22 protein-coding genes and 1 tRNA gene are annotated in these 22,008 nt (G+C 73.2%); 9 read left to right on the top strand and 14 right to left on the bottom strand.

Annotation, left to right across the window (positions count from 1 at the left end; translation table 11 throughout):
* Positions 1-350 precede the first annotated feature (350 nt).
* The 6 genes from thrB to AB0O29_RS07770 all read right to left on the bottom strand — a co-directional run bounded on the left by thrB (position 351) and on the right by AB0O29_RS07770 (position 7,162).
* Complete coding sequence (gene thrB / locus AB0O29_RS07745) at positions 351-1,292, bottom strand: homoserine kinase (protein WP_365147678.1); 942 nt, start codon at positions 1,290-1,292, stop codon at positions 351-353.
* Positions 1,293-1,651: 359 nt separating this feature from the next.
* Complete coding sequence (thrC, locus tag AB0O29_RS07750) at positions 1,652-2,722, bottom strand: threonine synthase (protein ID WP_365147681.1); 1,071 nt, start codon at positions 2,720-2,722, stop codon at positions 1,652-1,654.
* Positions 2,723-2,728: 6 nt separating this feature from the next.
* On the bottom strand, positions 2,729-4,018 hold the full coding sequence (locus AB0O29_RS07755; RefSeq protein WP_344165887.1) for a homoserine dehydrogenase: 1,290 nt from the start codon (positions 4,016-4,018) through the stop codon (positions 2,729-2,731).
* 159 nt (positions 4,019-4,177) lie between these two features.
* Positions 4,178-5,569, bottom strand: coding sequence for a diaminopimelate decarboxylase (gene lysA, locus AB0O29_RS07760; RefSeq protein WP_365147684.1), 1,392 nt, complete (start codon positions 5,567-5,569; stop codon positions 4,178-4,180).
* A gap of 26 nt (positions 5,570-5,595) precedes the next feature.
* Positions 5,596-6,585 (bottom strand): ArgS-related anticodon-binding protein NrtL, encoded by a 990-nt coding sequence (gene nrtL / locus AB0O29_RS07765; RefSeq protein ID WP_365147687.1) that lies wholly within the window; start codon positions 6,583-6,585, stop codon positions 5,596-5,598.
* A 109-nt stretch (positions 6,586-6,694) separates the two neighbouring features.
* Complete coding sequence (locus tag AB0O29_RS07770) at positions 6,695-7,162, bottom strand: response regulator (protein ID WP_365147690.1); 468 nt, start codon at positions 7,160-7,162, stop codon at positions 6,695-6,697.
* A gap of 107 nt (positions 7,163-7,269) precedes the next feature.
* On the opposite strand from AB0O29_RS07770, the gene AB0O29_RS07775 reads away from it, so the two are divergent.
* Together AB0O29_RS07775 and AB0O29_RS07780 are read left to right on the top strand one after the other, a co-directional pair.
* Positions 7,270-7,341 (top strand) — tRNA-Arg (locus AB0O29_RS07775).
* A gap of 215 nt (positions 7,342-7,556) precedes the next feature.
* On the top strand, positions 7,557-7,919 hold the full coding sequence (locus tag AB0O29_RS07780; protein ID WP_365147693.1) for a hypothetical protein: 363 nt from the start codon (positions 7,557-7,559) through the stop codon (positions 7,917-7,919).
* 34 nt (positions 7,920-7,953) lie between these two features.
* Here the strand turns inward: AB0O29_RS07780 and AB0O29_RS07785 are convergent, their stop codons facing one another.
* Positions 7,954-8,322, bottom strand: a complete 369-nt coding sequence (locus tag AB0O29_RS07785) for a DUF6083 domain-containing protein (protein WP_365147696.1) — start codon at positions 8,320-8,322, stop codon at positions 7,954-7,956.
* A 355-nt stretch (positions 8,323-8,677) separates the two neighbouring features.
* On the opposite strand from AB0O29_RS07785, the gene AB0O29_RS07790 reads away from it, so the two are divergent.
* Positions 8,678-9,658 (top strand): XdhC family protein, encoded by a 981-nt coding sequence (locus tag AB0O29_RS07790; RefSeq protein WP_365147698.1) that lies wholly within the window; start codon positions 8,678-8,680, stop codon positions 9,656-9,658.
* An 83-nt stretch (positions 9,659-9,741) separates the two neighbouring features.
* Here AB0O29_RS07790 and AB0O29_RS07795 read toward each other — a convergent pair whose 3' ends face one another.
* Complete coding sequence (locus AB0O29_RS07795) at positions 9,742-11,274, bottom strand: HNH endonuclease (protein ID WP_365147701.1); 1,533 nt, start codon at positions 11,272-11,274, stop codon at positions 9,742-9,744.
* 118 nt (positions 11,275-11,392) lie between these two features.
* Here AB0O29_RS07795 and AB0O29_RS07800 point away from each other — a divergent pair, with 118 nt between their 5' ends.
* Positions 11,393-11,788 carry a DUF6479 family protein gene (locus AB0O29_RS07800; RefSeq protein WP_365147704.1) on the top strand — a complete coding sequence of 132 codons (396 nt, stop codon included), beginning with the start codon at positions 11,393-11,395 and terminating at the stop codon, positions 11,786-11,788.
* A gap of 53 nt (positions 11,789-11,841) precedes the next feature.
* Here AB0O29_RS07800 and AB0O29_RS07805 read toward each other — a convergent pair whose 3' ends face one another.
* Both AB0O29_RS07805 and ligD read right to left on the bottom strand, forming a co-directional pair.
* A complete protein-coding gene (locus tag AB0O29_RS07805) occupies positions 11,842-12,741 on the bottom strand; it encodes an ATP-dependent DNA ligase (protein WP_365147706.1) in 900 nt (299 codons plus the stop codon).
* Positions 12,738-13,634, bottom strand: coding sequence for a non-homologous end-joining DNA ligase (ligD, locus tag AB0O29_RS07810; protein WP_365147709.1), 897 nt, complete (start codon positions 13,632-13,634; stop codon positions 12,738-12,740). Before ligD ends, AB0O29_RS07805 begins: the two co-directional genes overlap by 4 nt.
* 31 nt (positions 13,635-13,665) lie before the next feature.
* On the opposite strand from ligD, the gene AB0O29_RS07815 reads away from it, so the two are divergent.
* On the top strand, positions 13,666-14,730 hold the full coding sequence (locus AB0O29_RS07815) for a Ku protein (protein ID WP_365147712.1): 1,065 nt from the start codon (positions 13,666-13,668) through the stop codon (positions 14,728-14,730).
* Between the two features lie 147 nt (positions 14,731-14,877).
* Here AB0O29_RS07815 and AB0O29_RS07820 read toward each other — a convergent pair whose 3' ends face one another.
* The gene (locus AB0O29_RS07820; RefSeq protein WP_365147715.1) at positions 14,878-15,684 is read right to left on the bottom strand and encodes an NERD domain-containing protein; all 807 of its coding nucleotides are present in this window, start codon (positions 15,682-15,684) and stop codon (positions 14,878-14,880) included.
* Between the two features lie 178 nt (positions 15,685-15,862).
* Here AB0O29_RS07820 and AB0O29_RS07825 point away from each other — a divergent pair, with 178 nt between their 5' ends.
* The 3 genes from AB0O29_RS07825 (at position 15,863) to AB0O29_RS07835 (ending at position 18,615) form a co-directional block, all read left to right on the top strand.
* On the top strand, positions 15,863-16,465 hold the full coding sequence (locus AB0O29_RS07825; RefSeq protein WP_365147718.1) for a hypothetical protein: 603 nt from the start codon (positions 15,863-15,865) through the stop codon (positions 16,463-16,465).
* 141 nt (positions 16,466-16,606) lie between these two features.
* On the top strand, positions 16,607-17,383 hold the full coding sequence (locus tag AB0O29_RS07830) for a hypothetical protein (RefSeq protein ID WP_365147814.1): 777 nt from the start codon (positions 16,607-16,609) through the stop codon (positions 17,381-17,383).
* Positions 17,380-18,615: a HAMP domain-containing sensor histidine kinase gene (locus tag AB0O29_RS07835; RefSeq protein WP_365147721.1), complete on the top strand. Its 1,236-nt coding sequence runs from the start codon at positions 17,380-17,382 to the stop codon at positions 18,613-18,615. The genes AB0O29_RS07830 and AB0O29_RS07835 overlap by 4 nt, the downstream gene beginning before the upstream one ends.
* Before the next feature lie 48 nt (positions 18,616-18,663).
* On the opposite strand, the gene AB0O29_RS07840 is transcribed toward AB0O29_RS07835, so the two are convergent.
* The 3 genes from AB0O29_RS07840 to AB0O29_RS07850 are packed head-to-tail and all read right to left on the bottom strand — an operon-like array spanning position 18,664 to position 20,637.
* Positions 18,664-18,939, bottom strand: coding sequence for a hypothetical protein (locus tag AB0O29_RS07840; RefSeq protein ID WP_365147724.1), 276 nt, complete (start codon positions 18,937-18,939; stop codon positions 18,664-18,666).
* Between the two features lie 10 nt (positions 18,940-18,949).
* Positions 18,950-19,669: a helix-turn-helix domain-containing protein gene (locus AB0O29_RS07845; protein WP_365147727.1), complete on the bottom strand. Its 720-nt coding sequence runs from the start codon at positions 19,667-19,669 to the stop codon at positions 18,950-18,952.
* Positions 19,670-19,707: 38 nt separating this feature from the next.
* Positions 19,708-20,637, bottom strand: a complete 930-nt coding sequence (locus AB0O29_RS07850; RefSeq protein WP_365147730.1) for a diiron oxygenase — start codon at positions 20,635-20,637, stop codon at positions 19,708-19,710.
* Positions 20,638-20,814: 177 nt separating this feature from the next.
* Here AB0O29_RS07850 and AB0O29_RS07855 point away from each other — a divergent pair, with 177 nt between their 5' ends.
* The gene (locus AB0O29_RS07855; RefSeq protein WP_365147733.1) at positions 20,815-21,921 is read left to right on the top strand and encodes a ferritin-like domain-containing protein; all 1,107 of its coding nucleotides are present in this window, start codon (positions 20,815-20,817) and stop codon (positions 21,919-21,921) included.
* The last annotated feature ends 87 nt before the right edge of the window (positions 21,922-22,008 follow it).

A 22,008-nucleotide genomic window follows, 5' to 3' on the forward strand; every position in this document is an offset into this window, starting at 1 on the left:
AACAGTCCTAGGTGTGGACCGTGCCGGGGCGGTGGTCCGCCGGTATAGGGATACGGCGGAGAGAAACGTGCGTGGGTGGTTCCGGCGAGAAGCCCCCGAGCTGGAAGCGTGGGAATGTCACGCCGATTCCGGAGCGTGCCCGAAACTGCTGGAAGCGATCAAAGCAGTCGGGGAGGCTCCCGGAAGAAAGGTGGTCCCGGATGGGGACACTGAGCACCGAGCCATGGCGGCTTCGGTTGCGTACTTGAGATTAACACTACCGGATCCAACAGACATTCCCCCTCTCAATCACCGGCAATCGCCCGTCCGGGGCGGTCGGCCTGCCCGGCCGCCCGCCCCGGAGGGCCGTGTCACGAGGACACGGACTGACCGCCCTGGGCGCCCAGCGGAAGGACGCTCGCACCCGCGGCGTCGAGGGCGAGCCGGTTCGCGGCCCACCCTTCGCCCGCGAGCTGCGCGACCTTGTCGGCCGCGTCGTTGTCGACCAGCGCGAGGACCGTGGGGCCCGCGCCGGAGATGACCGCGGGGATGCCGTCCGCCCGCAGCCGGTTGACGAGTGCCACGCTCTCCGGCATCGCCGGCGAGCGGTACTCCTGGTGCAGCCGGTCCTCGGTGGCGGGCAGCAGGAACTCGGGACGCCTGGTCAGGGCCTCCACGAGCAGGCCCGCGCGCCCCGCGTTCACGGCGGCGTCCACGTGCGGAACGGTGCGCGGCAGCAGGCCGCGGGCGGTCTCGGTCAGGACCGGCTTCGACGGGACGAAGACCACCGGAACGATGGAATCGGCGGGGTCCATACGGATCGCCTTCGCACTCCCGCCCTCCATCCAGGCGAGGGTGAATCCGCCGAGCAGACAGGCGGCGACGTTGTCCGGGTGGCCCTCGATCTCGGTGGCCAGCTCCAGCAGCGCCGTGTCGTCGAGCTTGGCCTCGCCGCCTATGGTCACGGCGCGCGCGGCGACGATGCCGGCGCAGATCGCGGCCGAGGAGGAGCCGAGGCCCCGCCCGTGCGGGATCCGGTTGGCGCAGACGACCTCCAGGCCGCGCGGCTGTCCGCCCAGCAGATCGAAGGCGGTGCGCATGGAGCGTACGAGGAGGTGGCTCTCGTCGCGCGGGAGGGTGTCGGCACCCTCACCCGCGATGTCGATGTTCAGCCCGGAGTCGGCGACGCGGACGACCACGTCGTCGTAGAGCCCCAGGGCCAGGCCGAGGGCGTCGAAGCCGGGGCCGAGGTTGGCACTGCTGGCGGGGACGCGCACTCGTACGGCGGCGGCGCGGAACGCTGGACCTGCCATCGGTCGATGACACTCCTTGTGACTGTGCGGGATCCGGCGGGCTGTGCGGGATCTTCGCTGCGAAATGTACTGGAGAACGTACGGCACCCGAAGGCCCTCGGGGCAGCACCGCGGTCATATGCGCGGTGGCGGATGTCAGTACAGCGTATCGAAGGAAGGTTCTCCCGCGACATAGGGCGCACAGGAGGCGCACGACGCGTGTCGGCGTCTTCCGCCGGATTCTGCTGGATTCCGGTGAATTGCCCTTGGCTTTTGGTGCCGTACGGGCCCGGTCGCCGGGTTCCGGAAGGTTTCCGGAACCCGGCAACCGGGTCATGGGCCGCGGAACGCGGCCCGGGGGGCCCGCTCGGGGCCCCCGATCAGACCAGGCCGAGCCGGACGGCCGCGGCCTCGGCGTCCACCGGAACGGTGACGGGCTGCGGAGCGCCGGCGACCGCCCAGTCGGGGTCCTTCAGGCCGTTGCCGGTGACGGTGCACACGATCCGCTGGCCGGGGTCGACCAGGCCCAGCTCGGCGGCCTTGAGCAGACCGGCGACGGACGCGGCCGAGGCGGGCTCGACGAAGACGCCCTCCTGCGAGGCCAACAGGCGGTAGGCCGCCAGGATCTGGCGGTCCGTCACCTCGTCGATGAAGCCGCCCGACTCGTCGCGCGCGGCCAGGGCGTAGTCCCAGGAGGCCGGGTTGCCGATGCGGATCGCGGTGGCGATGGTGTGCGGCTCCTTGACGACCTCTCCGCGCACGATCGGCGCCGAGCCGGAGGCCTGGAAACCCCACACGCGGGGCGTACGGGAGGCCAGGCCGTCGGCCTTGTACTCCTTGAAGCCCTTCCAGTACGCGGTGATGTTGCCGGCGTTGCCGACGGGCAGCACGTGGATGTCGGGGGCGTCGCCGAGCGCGTCCACGATCTCGAACGCGGCCGTCTTCTGGCCCTCGATGCGCACCGGGTTGACGGAATTGACCAGCGCCACCGGGTAGTTGTCGGACAGCGCGCGGGCCAGGTCCAGGCAGTCGTCGAAGTTGCCGTCAACCTGCAGGATCTTGGCGCCGTGCACGAGGGCCTGGCCCATCTTGCCGAGCGCGATCTTGCCGCGCGGCACGAGGACCGCGGACACCATGCCGGCGCGCACCGCGTACGCGGCGGCGGAGGCGGAGGTGTTGCCCGTGGAGGCGCAGATCACGGCCTTGGCGCCGTCCTCCTTGGCCTTGGTGATGGCCATGGTCATGCCGCGGTCCTTGAAGGACCCGGTGGGGTTGGCACCCTCGACCTTGAGGTGCACCTCACAGCCCGTGCGCTCGGAGAGCACCTGGGCGGGGACGAGGGGAGTACCACCCTCCCGGAGCGTGACCACGGGGGTCGTCTCGGTGACCGGCAGGCGGTCCCGGTACTCCTCGATGATGCCGCGCCACTGGTGGGTGCGATTGCTGCTCATGGGTCCTTACTCCCCTTCAACACGCATGATGCTGGCGACACCGCGCACGGTGTCCAGCTTCCGCAGCGCCTCGACGGTCCCGGAGAGGGCGGCGTCGGGTGCGCGGTGGGTGACGACGACGAGGGAGGCCTCACCGTCCTTGCCCTGCTGCCTGACCGTGTCGATCGACACGCCGTGCTCCGCGAAGGTGGTCGCCACCTGGGCGAGGACGCCCGGCTTGTCCGCCACATCGAGGCTGATGTGGTAGCGGGTGACGACGTCCCCCATGGGGCTGACGGGCAGCTGGGTGTACGCCGACTCGCCGGGCCCCGTTGCCTCGGCGAGCTTGTTGCGGCAGACGGCGACCAGGTCGCCGAGGACCGCGGACGCGGTCGGCGAACCGCCCGCGCCGGGCCCGTAGAACATGAGCCGCCCGGCGGCCTCCGCCTCGACGAAGACCGCGTTGTAGGCCTCGCGGACGGAGGCCAGCGGGTGGCTGAGCGGGATCATCGCCGGGTGGACGCGGGCGGTGACGGACTCGCCGTCCGCGGCGCGCTCCAGGATGGCGAGGAGCTTGATGGTGCAGCCCATCCGCTTGGCGGAGGCGAAGTCCGCGGCGCTGACCTCGGTCATGCCCTCGCGGTACACGTCGTCGAGGCGGACGCGGGTGTGGAAGGCGATGCCGGCCAGGATCGCGGCCTTGGCGGCGGCGTCGTAGCCCTCGACGTCGGCGGTCGGGTCGGCCTCGGCGTAGCCGAGGGCGGTGGCCTCGTCGAGCGCCTCCTGGTAGCCGGCGCCGGTGGAGTCCATCTTGTCGAGGATGAAGTTCGTCGTGCCGTTGACGATGCCCATCACCCGGTTGATCTTGTCGCCGGCGAGGGACTCGCGCATCGGGCGGACCAGCGGGATGGCGCCGGCGACGGCGGCCTCGTAGTAGAGGTCCAGCCCGTGCGCCTCGGCCGCGGCGTGCAGCGCGGCGCCGTCCTGGGCGAGCAGCGCCTTGTTGGCGGAGACGACGGAGATGCCGTTCTCGAAGGCGGTGGTGATCAGGGTGCGGGCGGGCTCGATGCCGCCGATGACCTCGATGGCCACGTCGACGTCGCCGCGTTTGAGCAGCGCGGTGGCGTCGGTGGTGACGAGCGCGGGGTCGATGCCCTCGCGCACCTTGGAGGGGCGGCGCACGGCGACGCCGGCCAGCTCGACGGGGGCGCCGATCCGGGCCGCCAGATCGTCGGCGTGCGTCGTCATGATGCGCGCCACCTCTGAGCCGACCACTCCACAGCCCAGCAGCGCCACCTTCAGCGGACGCGTACGCATCATTCGACCTACGCCTTTCGATCTTTCTTCGCTCCCGGCGCGCGGGTTACGCGCCAGGTATGAACCAGTCTCACTCAATGGACAGGAGTTTCCATCTCCGGTCCATTGAGTGAGACGTCTATTTTCGGGGCCGGACGCCCTGTCCCAAAAATATGGGAATCATCCGAGGTCGAGCGACAGGAGATCTTCCTCCGTCTCACGCCGGACGATCACCCGCGCGGCCCCGTCGCGCACGGCGACGACGGGCGGGCGCAGCGCGTGGTTGTAGTTGCTGGCCATGGAGCGGCAGTACGCCCCGGTGGCGGGTACGGCGATCAGGTCGCCGGGGGCCAGGTCGGCGGGGAGGAAGGCGTCGCGGACGACGATGTCGCCGCTCTCGCAGTGCTTGCCGACGACGCGGACGAGCATGGGCTCGGCGTCGGAGACCCGGGAGACGAGGGTCACGGCGTACTCGGCGTCGTACAGGGCCGTCCGGATGTTGTCGGACATGCCCCCGTCGACGCTGACGTACGTCCGCAGGCCCTCCAGCGGCTTGATCGTGCCGACCTCGTAGAGGGTGAAGGCGGTCGGGCCGACGATGGCGCGGCCGGGCTCGACGGAGATCCGGGGGGCCTTCAGGCCCGCGCTCTCGCACTCCCGCGCGACGATCTCGGTGAGCGCCTTGGCGATCTCGTGCGGCTCGCGCGGGTCGTCGGCGGAGGTGTAGGCGATGCCCAGGCCGCCGCCGAGGTCGATCTCCGGCAGCTCGACCCCGTGCTCGTCGCGGACGGCGGCCAGCAGCCTGACGACCCTCTTCGCGGAGACCTCGAAGCCGGCCATGTCGAAGATCTGGGAGCCGATGTGGGAGTGGACGCCGAGCAGCTCCAGCGATTCGTGCCCGAGCGCCCGGCGCACGGCCTCGGCGGCGGACCCGTCGGCGACGGCGATGCCGAACTTCTGGTCCTCGTGCGCGGTGGCGATGAACTCGTGGGTGTGCGCCTCGACGCCGACGGTGACGCGGATCTGCACGGGCTGGCGTACGCCCAGCTCGGCGGCGATGTGAGCGACGCGGGCGATCTCCTGGTACGAGTCGAGGACGATCCGCCCGACACCGGCGGAGACCGCGCGCCGGATCTCCTGCTCCGACTTGTTGTTGCCGTGGAAGGCGATCCGCCCGGCGGGCATCCCGGCGGCGAGGGCGGTGGCCAGCTCCCCGCCCGAGCACACGTCGAGGTTCAGCCCCTCCTCCTTCAGCCACTTCACGATGGCCTTGGAGAGGAACGCCTTGCCGGCGTAGAAGACATCGGCGTCCTTGCCGAAGGCGTGCGCCCAGGCTCGGCAGCGGGCCCGGAAGTCCTCCTCGTCGAGGAAGTAGCCGGGGGTCCCGAACTCCTCGGCGAGCCTGGTCACCTCGATGCCGCCGACGGTGACGACCCCGTCCTCGTTCCGCGTGACGGTCCGCGACCAGACCTTCTCGTCGAGCTCGTTCAGGTCGGCGGGCGGCGGGGCGTAGTGGCCCTCGGGCAGGACGTCGGCGTGGCGGGGCCCGGCGGGGTGCGCGGAACGGCTCATCGGAATCTCTCTTCGGAAGTCACGAGTCACAAAGAATCGGGGGCGTCGATGCCGAGGAGGGCGAGGCCGCCGGCCAGCACCGCCCCGGCGGCTTCGGCAAGAGCCAGCCGGGCACGGTGGGCGGCCGAGGGTTTCTCGTCCCCGAGGGGCAGGACCTGGTACTGGAAGTCGAGCAGCGCGTCGGCGACGACGACGAGATGCCGCGCGAGCCGCTCGGGCGCCCGGTGGTACGCGGCGGCCTCGACGGCGAGGGGGTGGTCGGCGAGGGCGCGGGGGAGGGCGGGGGCGGGGGTGCCGGCTGGGGCGGCGCCGGGGTGGGCGATGTCGCCGGGCTCGGCGTGGAACCCGAGGTCACGGGCGTTGCGCGTCAGGGCGCGGGCCCGGGCGTGGGCGTACCGCACCCGGAAGAACTCGTTCTCCTCGCCCTGCACGAGCAGCCCGTCACCGAAGACGGGGGTCTCGCGGGCCGGCACGACGAGCATGGCCCAGACGGCGGCCCCGGCCCCGTACCGCCCGATCACGTCCCCGTCCCGCCGGGCGACGGGTGCGGTGGGCGCCCCGGCGTCCCGCGGTTCGCCGATCCCCTGGCTCTCCCGGCTCCCCTGGCTCTCCTGACTCTCCCGGATCCGCGCGACGGCGGCGCGTACGACCTGCTCCCGGGTCCCGCCGACGGCCTCGCCCAGCGCGGGGGCGCACCCGTACCGCTCTCCCCGGTCCCGCACGTCGCGCACGAGCTCGGCGGCGGAAAGGGGGGCGAGGGTGAAGTTCAGGAATCCGGGCCCGGTGACCTCGACGCTCTCGATGCCGGGCTCCAGGACGAGCGCCCCGGCGAGCAGGCGGGCCCCCTCGGCCCCCCGCCCCAGCCTGAGCGCGACGGGGCTGGCGTACTCCCCCACCCCTCCGGGCCGCGTCCGCTCGACGACCACCCGCGCGGGCACGGGCCCGCGCAGCTCTCCGGCCTCGACGGCGCGGCGTACGGCGTGTACGACGGCACGAGAGAGGTCGGCGGGGATCACGGTGCCCAGCCTAGGGGAGAAGCCCCTTGGCCATGCATCGGGTTTCGCCATGTGGAATAGCGGACGGAACACCCCGCCCGCGGGCCCCTCCCAAAAGGCCCCTCTCCCCTTACACCCCTCTGCCGGCCGGCGCGCCCTTCCGCTCCCGCCGGTCCTTCCGCTCGACGAGCCTCCGTACGACCCTCACCAGCTCGGCGGGCTCGAAGGGCTTGGCGAGGAAGGCGTCCACCCCGGCGGCGATCCCGGCCTCGACCTCGTGCTGCGTACAGGCGCTCACGATCGCGAGGGGCAGATGCGCGGTCCGCGGGTCGGCCCGCAGCTGCGCGGCCGCCCCGAACCCGTCGAGCCGGGGCATGACCACATCAAGAGTGATGGCGTCAGGACGCACCCGGTGCACCACGTCCAGGCACTCGGCACCATCGTTCGCGGTCACGACCTCGAAGCCCTCCAGCTCGAGATTGACCTTGATCAGCTGCCGGATGACCTTGTTGTCGTCGACAACGAGGACCCGGCCCGAGGCGCCTGGCACAACTCGAGAGTAGGTCGCCCTAAGCCCCCGCGTCCGGGTTTTTGCCACTTCCACCCCCTCCGGGCGACCGACCTCCCTCCTCCCGCTCAAAACGGTTCCTGATCACCCCATGGGAGCTGGTAGTGTTCAACCCGTCGCCGCAACGCGAACGATACGCCCCCGTAGCTCAGGGGATAGAGCAACGGCCTCCGGAGCCGTGTGCGCAGGTTCGAATCCTGCCGGGGGCACTTCGCATGAAGTGCCCGAAGACCCCGCCACCAGCGCGAACGCTGGAGACGGGGTCTTCGCGTATGTACGGCCAGGGGCGGATGCCCACGCCCCCGGATATGTCAAGACACGTGAATCCGGGGCCTGACGCGGCGCCGCCGTCGGGGCCTACTGGAGGTGCGGTCGAGAGGAGCTCGAAGCTCCGGCCGGCCCGTACCGACCGGAGGAGATTCCCATGACGAAGCAGCCGTTCTGGACCCGCCGTCTCTTCGTGTTCGCCGCCTCGACCGTCGTGGCCGCCGGGAGTGCCGTGCTGAACGTCGCCGCGTTCGCCGCCGTCCACGGGACGCCGCAGGTGACCGCGTCCGACCACCAGTGGCAGTGCATCACGGCCCCCTGCAACCCGCCGGGCGGCGACGGGCCCGGGCCGACCACACCCGGTGGTCCCGGCGGGCACCACCACGTCTGGGAATGCTTCGCGGCGCCCTGCAACCCGCCGAGCGACGACTTCCCGGCCCCGAACCCGGCCCCCGTGGGGAAGCCGGCCGGTGCCCCCGACGGTGCGGGGACGCAGTTCAAGGGCGGGCTGCTGGCCTGACCCCCCGCAGCCCCTCCCCCGAGGGCCCGGCGCCCTATCCGGCGTCGGGCCACTCCCGTGCGGCCTCCTCCCGGCGCCGGGCCTGGCGGTCGTTCTCCGTGCGGAGGGTGGTCAGCCAGGGCCAGAGGTCCGGGAGGGGCTGGGACGGGCAGGCGAGGCGGTGTTCTATGCGGCAGCGCTGGGCCGGGTCCGGCGGGCACACGCCGTAGACGGTCACCCGGCCGTCGGAGAGCACGATCCACCGGTGCTGCGCCGGCACCACGTGCGCCAGGGGTGTCATGTCCTGCTCCAGCAGTACCCAGTCGTGGTCCAGCGTCGCCACCCTGTCCACCTCCAGCCCGCAGTAAGGGCAGTGCGGCTGCGCGGCACTCAGCCGGCGCGGTTCGTCCTGGTGATCCCCCATACCTGTGAGGGTCGACAGTCCGGCGGGCCGTGCAAAGGGCGGGAACCGGCCGGGACGGGTGGGGCTGATGGGGACGGGTGGGGTGCGGGGCGGTGTGGGGGGCGATGTGCGCCCCTTACGTCCCGGGCGGATCGTCCGGGAACGGGCGTGACGGTCGCGGAGAGGGCTGGGGCGGGTGCCGGCGGGTGCCAGGGGGGCAGGTGTTCGGGTGGTCCGTACGAGGGGGTGGGGCAGGGTCTGTGTGTTCGGGGGGGTGGTGGGGGGACGGGGGGTGCGTAGGGTGGATTTGAGGCCGCTTTGTGCCGTTGACCAGGTGCTTTGTGGCGTGATGGCGCATAGAGGATGGGGCGACGAGATGCGTGAGCTGGCCGAGACGGCGCGGCAGTGGGTGGCCGAGGGGCGGGTCGCGTTCCTGGCGCGGCCGGTGACCGAGCAGGGGTTCGGGCCGCGGGATCCCGCCGGGGCCGTGCTCGTGGACGCCCGGGGCGAGTGCGTCGGGGCGCTGTACCGCGGGGTGTTCGACGCCGAGCTCGTGGCCGAGGCCGGGGCCCTGGCGGGCGGGGGCGGTGCGCGGGTGTGCGAGGTGTCGGTCGGGGCCGGTGAGGCCACCGAGGCGAAGCTGACCTGCGGCGGGCAGGCCGAGGTGCTGCTGCAGCCGCTGTCGGCGGTCCCCGCCGAGTGGTGGGAGCTGCTCGGGACGGGGGCCGGGGTGGCGCTCGTGACCCGGCTGAACGAGGGGGCGGACGCCGCCGTGAGCGAGGTCGTACGGGCCGGGGACGTGCCCGTCGACGACGCCGGGCGGCGGGCCGGGGAGCTGCTCGGGACCCGCCGGCCGGGGCGGGACGCGCTGTACGGGGGGTCCGGGCTGGTGCTCGTGGAGGCGTACCCGTCGGCTCCGCACGTGGTCATCGGCGGCAGCGGGGAGCTGGCCGAGGTGATCGGGGCGCAGTCCGCGCTGCTGGGGTGGGAGTCGGTGATGGTGGAGAGCGCCGCCGAGGCGGAGAAGGTGCTCGTGCAGCACCGGGACGCCGCGTGCCTGGTGCTGCTCAGCCATGACCCGGACTTCGACGTCCCGACGCTGCGGAACGCCCTGGCGCTGGGGATCCCGTACGTGGGCGCGCTGGGTTCCCGGCGGACCACGGCGCGCCGCCGGGAGGGCCTGCTCGCCGACGGGGTCGCCGAGGCCGAACTGGCACGGGTGCACGGGCCGATCGGGCTCGACCTGGGGGCCAAGACCCCGGCCGAGACGGCTCTGGCGATCTGCGCGGAGATCCTCGGGGTGCTGGGGGGACGGGACGCCCGGGGGCTGCGGGATTCCGACGGGCCGCTCAGGTAGGGGCCCCGGGTCCTGGGGCCGGGCGGACACCCCCAACGGGGGGGTGTCCGTACAACGGCGCGGCAGCCGGCCGACAGGCGGTGTCAGTCCGTCTTGCCGCACAGCACACGGTGGTATGCGACGTACTCCGCGTCGACCACGTGGGCCGGGTGGCGGCGCAGGTCGAACAGGAAGGTGTCGTCGCCCGTCTTGCGCACCTTCCACGCGGTGTCGATGTAGATGGCGAGCCGGTCGAACTGCTTGTGGTGGTTGGGGCAGAGGCAGAGCATGTTCCGCACGGTGTCCGGTCCGTCGTGCGGGCTGCCGAGTCCCTGGATGTGCGCGGCTTCGCTGTAGTTGCCCGAGCGGAGCTCGACGGGGTCCGAGCAGACCTGGCAGATGTCCTTGTGCCACGCCTTGACCCGTCTCACCCATTCCTGGTTCCGCTCGGGGCGGGTGACGGTCGCCCGGCGGCGCTTCGCGGGACCGGACGGCGGCGTACCGCAGTCGGCGTCGTCGGGGACGGGCTCGTCGTCGGGCTCACCACTGGCGGTGAGGTAGCCATCGAGTCCCGTGCGGGCCAGGAGCCGGGCGCGGTCGGCGTCGGCGAAGTAGGTGCGGCACAGCGTCTCGACCGCTTGCGCCCGGGTCCGCGCCTCCCTGAGCAGGCGGGCGGCTTCGCCGGTGAAGCCCGCCATCGCCCCGGCCTCGCGCAGGGCACCGTGGGTGGGGGTGGAACCGGAGGGACCAATGCCGTGCACCTCCCAGACGCCGCTGGTCCGCAGATGCCAGAACGGATAGGCGGGCGTCACCCGTGACCCGGTCCTGCCGAACTCGCCGAGCAGCGGTCCGACCTCGTCCTTGAACACGTCCCAGCTCGCGAGGCGGTCCTGCTTGGCCGCCGCCCGGCCGAGGGCCCAGAGCAACGCGAGGGGTTTGTGCAGAGCGGGCCCCTCGGGCTGGGTGGCGGTCCGGAGCCCGCCCAGGGCGCCGATGAGCTCCCGGCGGCCCCACGTCGGTGCAGGCGACGGCTCCCGGGTCTTCCGCGGCGCCGGGACGTGAACGGGCCGGGTCTCGTCCGGGGCCGGCCACGGCACTCCGTGGCCGTCGAGGTACCGCCGCCTGTCGGCGGCCGGCACCAGGGTGAGGCTCCGGAGCGGTGACTGGACGTCGAGACCGGCGAGGACCGGACGGGCGTCCGACTCGAACTCGACCACGTCACCGAGGGCGATGACGTGCTCCCAGGTGGCGCCGCCCTCCTCGTCCTCGCCCCACAGGGCCCGGGCCAGGGCCGGGTTGCGCAGCCGGTCCACGATGGTGGCCCTGGCTATGAACTTCCACTGCGAGTAGAAGAGCACCTGGTCGCCGACCCTGTGGTCACGGATCGCCGCGGCCTTGGCGTTGCCGGCCATCGCCGCCGGCGTCGCCCCCCAGAACCTCGCCCGGCCGTCCCCGAAGACCTCCTCGAGCCGGCGGGCGTCCGGTCCGAGTACATGGGTGTAGTCGGCGAGCGCCACCCCCTGCCGCACCGTCTTCCGGAAGTGCTCCGCGCCGCCGTTCCTGCTGCCCCGGGGCTGCAGGAGCCACTGCACCCCGCCCGCTCCGCCCTCGGACCGCCCCACCCCATCAATTGTCATGATGATCAGACTAGACATGGGCGCTGACGGCCTTCACCCTCCACCGGGGACGCGGCGCGGTTCATGATTCTTTGGGCCGGGCGCGTGAAAAAGGTGTGAAAACGGGAAAATAGGATGCATGGACATGATCCTGAGCGTTGACGCGACCCTCTCCCACAGCGCCTGGTTCTTCATCGTCGGAATCCTGATCGCCGGGTTCCTGCTCGCCGGGTTCAAGCTGGGGCAGCGGGTGCGGGCCAAGGAGCCGCCGCCGCCGACTCCCGAGAGCCAGCCGCACCTGCCCGAGGGGGGTGCCGTGCACGAGCTCCGGGAGGAGCGGGAGCACGTGGAGATCCCCGAGGGCGGGCTGAGGCCGCACGAGATGCAGGGGTACGGGAACTTCGGGTCCACCACCTCCGCGCACCCCGAGGAGGCCCGGGCCGCGCGGGAGGCCGGGTACAAGCCCGTGAGCGGGCCCGGGCCGCATCCGCAGCCCGGGGCGCCGCCCGACGCGGGGCGCGGGGCGCACGCCTAGCCGGAGTTCGGAGTTCGTAGCGGTTTCCTCTGACCCGCGCCGCCCGGTGCGGGTCAGAGGTCTGTCCGGAGGCGGAGTACCTCCGGTGGGGGGTGGCGGGTCGAGGTGTGGCGGACCTCCGCCGTGAGGGGTGGGTCCAGGGGGGTGTACGGGGTTTCGCCCAGGCCCGTCACCGTGAGCGGGGGCGCGGTCCGCGGGGCTGCCGGGGCCGTGCGCAGGGTCGCCGTGAGGGCCGTGCGGAGGGCGGGTGGGAGGGGGCTGGACAGGAGGGGGGTCTCCTCGTCCTCGCCCGGGAGGAGCAGGACGAGCGCCAGGGGGCGGGCGGGGGTCCCGGTGTAGCCGATCACCGCCGCGTCCCGGACGTTCGTGTGGCGGAGTTTGCGCCAGGAGCGGCGGCCCGAGGGGTAGGGCTGGTCCAGGCGTTTGACGACCAGCCCCTCGATGCCGCTCGCGGGCAGGGTCTCGTACCAGGTCAGGGCCAGTTCCGGGTCGGTCGTCATCGGTACCGGTTGCAGGGGCGGCCCGAGGGGGGCGAGGAGGTCGACGAGGAGGGCGCGACGGTGTTCGTAGGGCCGGGCGCGTACGTCGAGGCCGGCCAGTTCCAGGACGTCGAACGCCGCGTACGAGGCCGGCAGGGTGCGGGCCAGGGCGGCGGCACGGGCCGGGGTGGCGGCCGCGCGCCGCTGGACCAGGGCGAACTCGGTGCGGCCCTCGTGCCAGACGACCACCTCCCCGTCCAGGACCGTCCCGGCCGGCAGCGCCCGTGCGGCCGCCACCAGGTCGGGGAAGGCGGCGGTCACGGTGCGCCCGGAGCGGGCCTGGAGGGCGACGCCGCCGGCGGTGCGGAGGACGACCATGCGGTGGCCGTCGAACTTCGGCTCGTAGGCCAGGCCGGGGCCCCGCGGGAGGGTGCCCACGGAGGCCGCCAGGGCCACCCGGACGGGCGGGCTCACCGGGCGGCCCCGGGCAGCGCTCCGGCCCGGGCGGGGTCCAGCAGGGGGGCCAGGAGGTCGCCGTCGCGGTCGAGCCGGGGCGGGATGTCGTCGGCGAGGAACACCAGGTCGGAGGGGTCCCGGCAGGACTCGACCTCCGCCCAGGTGACGGGGGCGGAGGCGGTCGGCAGGGCCCGGGCGCGCAGGGTGTAGGGGGCGGCGGTGGTCTTGGCGGCGGCGTTCTGGCTGTGGTCGACGAACACCTTGCCGGGGCGCAGGGCCCTGGCCATCCGGTGCACGACGAGGTCGGGGAGGGTCGCCTCGGCCTCCTGCGCGAGCCCCTTGGCGTAGGCGGACACCCGCGCGGACGGGGCCGGCTCCACCGGGACGGACAGGTGCAGGCCCTTGGCGCCGGAGGTCTTGGCGTACGCGTGCAGCCCGTCGGCGGCCAGGCGCTCGCGCAGCCAGAGGGCGACGGCGCAGCATTCGGCGATGGTCGCGGGCGGGCCGGGGTCGAGGTCGAAGACGATCCGGTCGGCGACGGCGGGGGTGGCGGCGGGCCACTGGTGGACGTGGAACTCGACGACCAGGTTGGCGGCCCAGATGAGGGCCGGCATGTCGGATACGAGCACCTGTTCGGCCCCGGGGTCGTCGGAGCGGGGCACGCGGGCGGTCTTCACCCAGGCGGGGGTGCCGGGCGGCGGGTTCTTGGTGAAGAAGAGCTGTCCGTCGGGGCCGTCCGGATAGCGGAGGAAGGAGACGGGGCGGTCATGGATGTGCGCGAGGAGGGCGGGCGCGACGGTGGCGTAGTAGTGCAGCACCTCGCCCTTGGTGAAGCCGGTCCTCGGGTACAGCACCTTGTCCAGGTTGCTGAGCGCGATGCGGCGCCCCTCCACCGATGTGATCGGCGTCATACGATGAGATTGCCACGAATCAGGAGGAACCGTGCGATCCATTTGGAACGGGGCGATCTCCTTCGGCCTGGTCAGCATCCCGATCAAGCTCGTGAACGCCACCGAGAGCCACTCCATCTCCTTCCGCCAGATCCACGTCACCGACGGCGGACGCGTCCGCTACCGCAAGGTGTGCGAGCTGGACGGGGAGGAGGTGTCGACGGACGAGATCGGGAAGGGGTACGAGGAGGCGGACGGGTCGATCGTGCCGATCACGGACGAGGACCTGGCGCGGCTGCCCATCGCCACGGCGAAGACGATCGAGATCGTCTCCTTCGTGCCGGCCGATCAGATCGATCCGCTGCAGATGGACTCCGCGTACTACCTGGCGGCGAACGGGGCCACGGCGGCGAAGCCGTACACCCTGCTGCGCGAGGCGCTGAAGCGGAGCCGGAAGGTGGCCATCGCCAAGTTCGCGCTGCGGGGGCGGGAGCGGCTGGGGATGCTGCGGGTGGTCGACGACGTCATCGCCATGCACGGGCTCCTGTGGCCCGACGAGATCCGGGCCCCGGAGGGGGTGGCGCCGGAGGCGTCGGTCTCGGTGCGGGAGGCGGAGCTGGACCTGGCGGACGCGCTGATGGCGACGTTGGGGGAGGTGGAGATCTCCTCCCTGCAGGACGAGTACCGGGAGGCCGTGGAGGCGATGATCACGGCGAAGGCGGGGGGTGCGTTCGAACCGTCGGAGGCGGTGGTGGAGCCGGCCGGCGGGCAGGTGATCGACCTGATGGCGGCGCTGGAGAACAGCGTGCGGGCGGCCCGGGCCTCGCGGGGCGGGGACGGGGGCGGGGGCGGGGAGGCCGAGGTGACGCCGATCCGGCGGAAGGCGGCTGCGACTGCCGCTCCGGCTGGCGCCGCGCCCAAGGCGGTGGGCGGGAAGAAGTCGACCGCGGCGGGGGCCCGGAAGGGGGCCGAGGGCGCGAAGAAGGCCGCGGCGAAGTCGACTTCGAAGGCGGCGGCCTCCAAGTCGGCGGCGAAGAAGACCGCGTCGCGGACGAAGTCCACGGCCTCGGCGGCCGCGGCGAAGAAGGCGGCGCCGCGGAAGCGGAGTTCGGCCTGACGGGTGGGGGTGGCTGCGGGTGGGGGTGGGTGGGTGCGGGTTGCCGCTGCGCGGTGCCGTCTCCCCGCCCCACCCTTCCGCCGTTCCCTGGGGCTCCGCCCCAGACCCCGCGCCTCAAACGCCGGCGGGGCTGGATAGCCCCGCCGGCTATGAATAGCCCCACGTCGTCGTCATCCGGGCCGTCGTGAACAGGGTTTCCACGTCCGGGGGTTTGAGGGTCCGGGGGATCGCGCGGAGGGTGGGGGTCAGGGTCGGGGGCTGGAGGACCAGGACGTCGCGGAGGGTGGGGGCCACCTCCAGACGGGCGGCGTCCGTGAGGGTCAGGGCCGGGGTGACCGGGCACTCCAGGGCGCGGGACGCGCAGGCGGCCGCACGGCGGATCCAGCGGGGGTCCGGGCCGGGGGCGGCCCGGCCCACCGTGAGGAGGAGGTCGCCGACCTGGGCGCGCTGGCGGCGGCCCGGCACCGTGCGCAGGGCGAAGACGCCCGGCGGGCCGATGAGGAGGTGGTCCAGGAGTCCCAGGCCGCCCGGCAGGGGGACGTCGTGGACCACCCGCCAGTCCTCGGCCTCCAGTACGTCGAGTTCCGCTCCCACCCGCTGGAACGCCAGGAGTTGGCGCCGCATGCGGTGCCTGGTCCGGCCGCCGCCCGGCGCCCCGTAGGCCAGTTCGCCGAGCAGCGTCTCGCCCGGGCGGTTCGGGGCCAGGTCCCGGTCCGGCGCCAGGTGCAGGCGGCGCAGTTCGGCGGAGGTGGGGACGGGGGGCGGCCCGATGGTGAACTCACCGCTCAAGTACGGGCGCAGCAGGGCCAGTACGGGCTCGCGCTGCTCCTCCGACAGGACGCTGATCCGGTTGGTCTGCCGGTCGTACCAGGCCACCACCCGGCCGTCGGGCCCGTTGACGTAGAGCCGGCCGCGTCCGGGCCGACCGCTCGGAAGCACCTTGAGTCCGCGCATCCGCCTCACCCCCGCCGTCCATGTGAGCAGCAGCCGCCGCCCTCGGCAATCCCTCGGACATGTAACAGCTCCGTCGGCTCGCTGCTGCCTTCCTGTTACAAGGCCAGCGCCCTACCGCAACAGCCCGCCCCTACGTTGGTGCCGGACCTGCCCGTACCACCCGCCCCGAAGGACTCCCGTGAACACCGTCAGCCGCCGCACCATCGTTCGCGCCACCGCCGTGACCGCATGCGTCGCGGGCGTGCTGGCACTGCCCGCCGCCGCCGCGTTCGCCGACGGGCTGCCGGCCGCGTCCGCCGCCGGCGCGCAGCGGACCCTGATCAGCAGCCTCTCCCTCGCGGACGGCCGGTCGACGGCCAAGGTCTACCGCCTCGCGAAGGACGCGTACCAGGCCGAGATCCTGCGCTCCGGCGCCACCGTGGCCACGCTGACCAGCCGTGACGGGGCGACCGGCACGGGCGCGGCCGGTGAGCTGCACGCCGCGCTGCGGCCCGACGGGCGGCTCTCGTCCTGGGTCGGCGAGACCCCCGCCGCGGACGGTTCGCACACGGTGGCCGGCGACGGGTACAAGACCGCGACCCGCCGGGGCGCCGGGCAGGTCGTCCCGGCCGTCGCCGAGACCCACCGCGCCGCCGGCACCGCCGGGACGCTGCGGATCAACACCCTGGCCGACGGGCCCGGCAGCGGGGTGCTGCTGCTCGCCGCGGGAGGCGGGATCGCGGCCGTGGGCGCGGCCGGGCTGGGCTTCGCCATGCTGCGGCGCGGGCGTACGGACGGCTGACCTGCGGGAACGGCGGGCGACGGGCCCGCTCCGGGGCCGACAATCCTAAAACGGGCTTATCTCCGCATAAGGTGGTCAGGACGATGCCATCGTCCTGACCACCGCCCGTTACCGCCGGAGAGGAGAGCCCGCGCCGTGCGCATGCCTTCCCTCCGTACGGGTGCGGGCGCCGCCCTGCTCGCCCTGCTGCCCGTGCTTCCGCTGGCCACCGGGTGCGGGAACACCGGCGGGCTCGCCGCCGCGGGGCCCACCCCGACGGCGCGGGGACCCGTCCAGCTGTGGCCCGGGCGCAAGGGCGCGGAGGTGCCGCCCGCCGATCCGGGGAGCGCGCCGCCGCAGTACGTGCAGGGGCTGGCGCCGGTCGAGGACCAGGACGTGCACTCCGTCGACCCGGTGGCGCTGGTGCAGGCGGAGCTGCGGGCGCACCCGGACATCGAGGTCGGCCCGGACGGGATGCCGGCGGAGACCGCCGCCGCGATCCGGGCGTGCGGCGGGGATGGCCGGGCGCCGGGGGCGTGCCCCGTGCTGGCGCCGTACTACCGGGACCTGACGGGGAACGGCAAGGACGAGGTGGTGGTCGGGATCGAGTTCCCCGACCGGATGATGTCCGTACGGGTGTACACGGCGGACGCGGACGGCCGGCTCAACCGGATCATGGCGACGACGCAGACCGTGATCGGCGTGGAGCTGGCGGGGCGGGACGTGGTGCTGCGGGTGCCGAGCGGGAACCCGGGGTACGAGCTGATCACGGCGTGGTCGTGGGACGCGCGGCAGCGGACGATGCTGCCGGCGCGGGAGCAGATCGTACGGGTGCCGGCGGGGGCCTCCGGGGCCGCGGGAGCGCAGCCCTCGGCCGGGGCGACGGCTTCCGGCCTCCGTCCGCCGGGGCCCGCGGGGACCGCCCCGGGTGCGCCGTGAGGCGGCTGCTGCCCGCCTGGACGTCCACGCTGACCTGGAAGTCCACGTGCTTCATCGTGGTGATGTGCTGCTCGCTGGCGGCGGTGCTGGGTGTGCTCGTCCATGTCGAGGTGACCCGGCAGACCGTCGGCACGGCCCGGGAGAAGGCCCTGGGCAAGCTGCACGACGCCGCGCTCGCGTACGAGGCCGGCGAGGCGCTGCCGCCCGAGTCGGGGATCGACCCCCAGGGGCTGCCGCGGGACCTGCGGGCGCTGGCGGTGGGCGGGCAGCGCGGGACGGTCGTGGCGGAGGACCGCCAGGGGCGGCCGGTGATGTGGGCGGCCGCGCCAGCCGACGGGCGGGCGCTGGCCACGTCCGTCGACTACGCGCAGAGCGCGCGGACGATCAGGGGCCTGGACAACGCGATCATCGGTTCCTCGGTGCTGGCCATCGCGGGGACCCTGCTGATGGGCGCCTTCGCGGTGACGCGAGTGACGCGACGGCTGCACCAGACGGCGACGGTCGCCCGGCGGATCACCGGCGGGGACCTGGACGCACGGGTCGGCGACCCGCGCACGGAGGACCCCTCGCGGCATCCGGACGAGGTGTCGACGGTGGCGGGGGCGCTGGACACGATGGCGGGCACCCTGCAGCGCAAGCTGCTGAGCGAGCAGCGGTTCACGGCCGACGTGGCGCACGAACTGCGGACGCCGCTGACCGGCCTGCAGGCGGCGTCGGAGCTGCTGCCGGAGGGACGGCCGACGGAACTGGTCCGGGAGCGGGTGCGCACGATGCGGCAGCTGACCGAGGACCTGCTGGAGATCTCGCGGCTGGACTCCGGGAGCGAGCGGGTGGAGGCCGACCTGCACCAGCTGGAGCGGCTGGCGCGGCGGGTGGTGCGGGCGTCCGGCACGGACACCGAGGTGGTCGTCGTCCGGGACGCGCACGTCGAGACGGACCGGCGCCGGCTGGAGCGGGTGCTGGGCAACCTGGTCGCCAACGCCCACAAGCACGGCCGGGGGCCGGTGGTGGTGACGGTGGACGGCCCGGTGGTGTCCGTACGGGACCACGGGGACGGGTACCCGCGCTACCTGCTGGACGGGGGCCCGCAGCGGTTCCGGAGCGGCGGCCGGGGCCACGGCCTGGGCCTGACGATCGCGTCGGCCCAGGCGGAGGTGATCGGCGCCCGCCTGGACTTCCGCACGGCGACGGGCGGCGGCGCGCTGGCGGTGCTGACGCTGCCGGAGGGCTGACGCGGGCCGGAGGGCTGACGCGAGCCGGAGGGCTGACGCGGGCCGGAGTCAGGCCTGCGGCCTCGGGCGCCTGCGCCAGGGCAGGCCGGGCTTCGGCTTCTCGCCCGACGGGCGGTACTCGTACTTCCAGCCCTTCTGGAGGCCCAGCCGCTTCGTGTAGCCCGACGGGACCCGTTCGTACAGCAGGACCGTCGGCGGGCCGCCGTCGGCGTCCGGGACGGGGATCTCGTACCACTTCGGCGGGTGGCCCGTCGGGCCGAGGAGGATCGGGAGGGCCCGGCCGTCCATCGGGCCGCCCTCGAAGGGGGTCGGTTGGCTCTTCACCCCACCAGTGTCACAGGAGGTGGGCCGCCTCGGAGACCACGGGGATCACGCGTCGGGCGAGGAGGCCCGCCGGGCCGTCCGGCTGTTCCAGGGCGAGGGCCGCGCGGGCGGCGGCGGCCGTTTCGGGGTCCGTGGCGGCGGTGGCGGTCAGCAGGGCGATGAACTGGTCGACCAGCCAGTCCCGGAGGGTGGCGGCCTCCGGCTGTTTGCCCTCGTCCAGCCAGATGAGGGAGGCGGCCTCCACCGCCGTGATCCAGGTGCGGACCATCATCCGCAGCCGCGGCCCGGGGCTGGGCGCGGGGAGGTCCAGGTGGAGGAGGATCTGCCCGGCGGCCGCGCGGCGGATGCCGTCCACCGTGGCGGTGGTGCGGGAGGTCTCCACGACGCTGCCGCCCTGGAGGAGGGCGGCGAAGCCGGCGTCGTGCTCGTCGACGAAGGCCAGGTAGCGGTCGAGGACCCGGGAGAGCCGGGCGGTGAGCGGACCGGCCTGGGGTTCGGCGAAGCAGAGTTCGAGGACGTCGGCCGCCGAGCGCAGGGCCGCCTCGTACAGCTGCTGCTTGCCGCCGGGGAAGTAGCGGTAGACCAGCGGCCGCGAGACCCCGGCGGCCTCGGCGACCTCGTCGAGGGAGATCTCCTCCGGGGCCCGGTGCGCGAACAGCGACAGGGCCGCGTCGAGGAGTTGGGCTCGCCGCTCCTCGACGCTCAGTCTGCGGTAGGCGCGTACGGTCATGTCCGCAGCGTAGACGCACGGTGCGGGGCGCGGGGGGCTTACGCGAGGAGGCCGGAGCTCTTCCAGAGGCGGCGGCCGGCGCCGCGCAGGACTCCGATGTCGTCGAGGAAGTCGGTGAGCCGCTTGGCTCCGGTCTGCATGACCTCGCGGCGGTGGCCGCTGGCCTTGACCTGGGCCAGTGCCTCGCGCCGGTCGAGGCCGACGTTGTCGTAGACGGCCGGGTTCACGAAGGCCAGGGAGAAGACGCGGGCGGCCTCGCCGCAGCTGATCCGGGTGAGTTCGCGCTCCCAGCGCGGGGCGGTGAGCATCTGGCGGCGCAGTTCCTCGCGGGCGTAGCGGACGTGCCGGGCCTCCTCGATGACGTGGATGCGGGTCACGCCGCGGACGAGGGGCTGGATGCGCTCGTCCGGGAAGGTCAGGCGCTGCATCCAGTCGAGGATCTCCTCGCCGAGGAGGGTGCAGGCGAAGGAGCCGGGGGTGGTGGAGATCGTCTTCAGGATCCGGGCGAGGTTGTGGTTGGTGCGGGAGACCGGGTAGGCGGGGGCGCCGCCCGTCTGGATCATGCGGGCGAACATCATCGAGTGGCGGCACTCGTCGGCGATCTCGGTGAGCGCGTAGCGGACGTGGTTGCTGGTCAGCGACTTGTCGTAGATGTGCCGGACCAGCAGCTGCATGAGGATGATCTCGAACCAGATGCCGAGCGAGGCGAGGGCGGCGGCTTCGTGCCGGGAGAGTTCGATGCGCTGCTCCTCCCCCATCTTCCTCCACAGCGGGGTGTCGTAGAGGGAGAGCAGCTCGGGGGGCCAGTAGTACTTCCCGTCGACGGGCGGGGCCTCCCAGTCGAGTTCCCGGTCCGGGTCGAAGGAGTGCTTGGCGGAGGATTCGAGCAGGCGCTCGGCGATCTGTTCGCGGTCCTTGAGGAGGCCGAGGGCGTCCCTCAACGCGGCTCGCTCCGTCACGGTCGTCATGGCTTCGGGCCCCTCGGCAGTCGGGTTACCAGCGGTCACCCCTTATAAGACTCCTTGTCAGCAAGGCCGTCAATCCCTCGCGCACGACTTGTTGACCCCGTGTCTACCAACGTGTGACGCTGCCAACTGTCCGGTCCTGTACGGCAGTACGGCAGTACGTGAGACGAGGAGGCGTCAGTGTCGACGCACGAGCTCTACACCACGGCCCCGGGCGAGGGCGTCTGGCAGATCCCCGCCACCGGCTCGGCCCGCTTCAGCTGGGAGTACGACGAGGGCCGCGAACGCCTCCTCGCGCTCTACCAGAAGGGCAAGGACAAGCAGTGGGACGGCGCCAAGCGCATCGACTGGGACGTCGAGGTGGACCCGTACGACCCGCTGGGCACCCCCGACGAGGTGCTGACCCTGTACGGGACGCGGCACTGGGCCAAGCTCACCGAGAAGGACAAGGGCGACCTGCGCCGGCACTACGCCGCCTGGAACTTCAGCCAGTTCCTCCACGGGGAGCAGGGCGCGATGGTGTGCGCGGCGCGCATCGTGGAGTCCGTGCCGGACCTGGACGCCAAGTTCTACTCCGCCACGCAGACCATGGACGAGGCCCGGCACGCCGAGGTCTTCGGGCGCTTCCTGCACGAGAAGGTCGGGATGCTCTACCCGGTCAACGACAGCCTCCAGGGGCTGCTCGGCGACACCCTGCGCGACTCCCGCTGGGACATGCCGTACCTGGGCATGCAGGTGCTCATCGAGGGGCTGGCGCTCGCCGCGTTCGGGATGATCCGCGATACGACGGACAAGCCTCTGCCCAAGCAGATCCTCGCGTACGTGATGCAGGACGAGGCCCGGCACGTGGCCTTCGGACGGATGGCCCTGCGCGACTACTACCGGCAGCTGACGGACGCCGAGCGGCGCGAGCGCGAGGAGTTCGTCATCGAGGGCTGCTACCTGATGCGGGACCGGCTGCGCGGGGTGGAGGTGCTGGAGAACTTCGGCATCCCGCGGCGGGAGGCGGAGGAGTTCTCCGAGCAGTCCGAGTTCCTGCACCTGTTCCGCAGGCTGCTGTTCAGCCGGATCGTGCCGTGCGTGAAGGACATCGGGCTGTGGGGCGAGCGGCTGCAGAAGGCGTACCTGGACATGGGCGTGTTCGAGATGGGCGACTCCAACCTGGACCTGCTGATGGCCCAGGACGAGGAGATCGCCGAGGCCCTCGACCGCGAGCGGTTCGCGGCCGAGGAGCGGGAACGGATGGCGGAGGTGGCGGCCACCGTCGAGGAGGGCGCGGAGGCCTGAGCCGCGCAGGGCCGGGGGCGCGCAGGCCCGGGGGCGCGCAGGGCCGGGGGCGCGCAGGGCCGGGGGCGCGCAGGCCCGGGGCCGGCC

The sequence above is a fragment of the Streptomyces sp. NPDC089915 genome (assembly GCF_040684675.1).
Lineage (GTDB): Bacteria > Actinomycetota > Actinomycetes > Streptomycetales > Streptomycetaceae > Streptomyces.

What these genes read in the sequence shown, in the direction of transcription:
- thrB (WP_365147678.1), bottom strand. Translation starts at nt 1,292, where the DNA reads ATGGCAGGTCCAGCGTTCCGCGCCGCCGCCGTACGAGTGCGCGTCCCC.
- thrC (WP_365147681.1), bottom strand. Translation starts at nt 2,722, where the DNA reads ATGAGCAGCAATCGCACCCACCAGTGGCGCGGCATCATCGAGGAGTAC.
- AB0O29_RS07755 (WP_344165887.1), bottom strand. Translation starts at nt 4,018, where the DNA reads ATGCGTACGCGTCCGCTGAAGGTGGCGCTGCTGGGCTGTGGAGTGGTC.
- lysA (WP_365147684.1), bottom strand. Translation starts at nt 5,569, where the DNA reads ATGAGCCGTTCCGCGCACCCCGCCGGGCCCCGCCACGCCGACGTCCTG.
- AB0O29_RS07780 (WP_365147693.1), top strand. Translation starts at nt 7,557, where the DNA reads ATGACGAAGCAGCCGTTCTGGACCCGCCGTCTCTTCGTGTTCGCCGCC.
- AB0O29_RS07785 (WP_365147696.1), bottom strand. Translation starts at nt 8,322, where the DNA reads ATGGGGGATCACCAGGACGAACCGCGCCGGCTGAGTGCCGCGCAGCCG.
- AB0O29_RS07790 (WP_365147698.1), top strand. Translation starts at nt 8,678, where the DNA reads ATGCGTGAGCTGGCCGAGACGGCGCGGCAGTGGGTGGCCGAGGGGCGG.
- AB0O29_RS07795 (WP_365147701.1), bottom strand. Translation starts at nt 11,274, where the DNA reads ATGACAATTGATGGGGTGGGGCGGTCCGAGGGCGGAGCGGGCGGGGTG.
- AB0O29_RS07800 (WP_365147704.1), top strand. Translation starts at nt 11,393, where the DNA reads ATGGACATGATCCTGAGCGTTGACGCGACCCTCTCCCACAGCGCCTGG.
- ligD (WP_365147709.1), bottom strand. Translation starts at nt 13,634, where the DNA reads ATGACGCCGATCACATCGGTGGAGGGGCGCCGCATCGCGCTCAGCAAC.
- AB0O29_RS07820 (WP_365147715.1), bottom strand. Translation starts at nt 15,684, where the DNA reads ATGCGCGGACTCAAGGTGCTTCCGAGCGGTCGGCCCGGACGCGGCCGG.
- AB0O29_RS07830 (WP_365147814.1), top strand. Translation starts at nt 16,607, where the DNA reads ATGCCTTCCCTCCGTACGGGTGCGGGCGCCGCCCTGCTCGCCCTGCTG.
- AB0O29_RS07845 (WP_365147727.1), bottom strand. Translation starts at nt 19,669, where the DNA reads ATGACCGTACGCGCCTACCGCAGACTGAGCGTCGAGGAGCGGCGAGCC.
- AB0O29_RS07850 (WP_365147730.1), bottom strand. Translation starts at nt 20,637, where the DNA reads ATGACGACCGTGACGGAGCGAGCCGCGTTGAGGGACGCCCTCGGCCTC.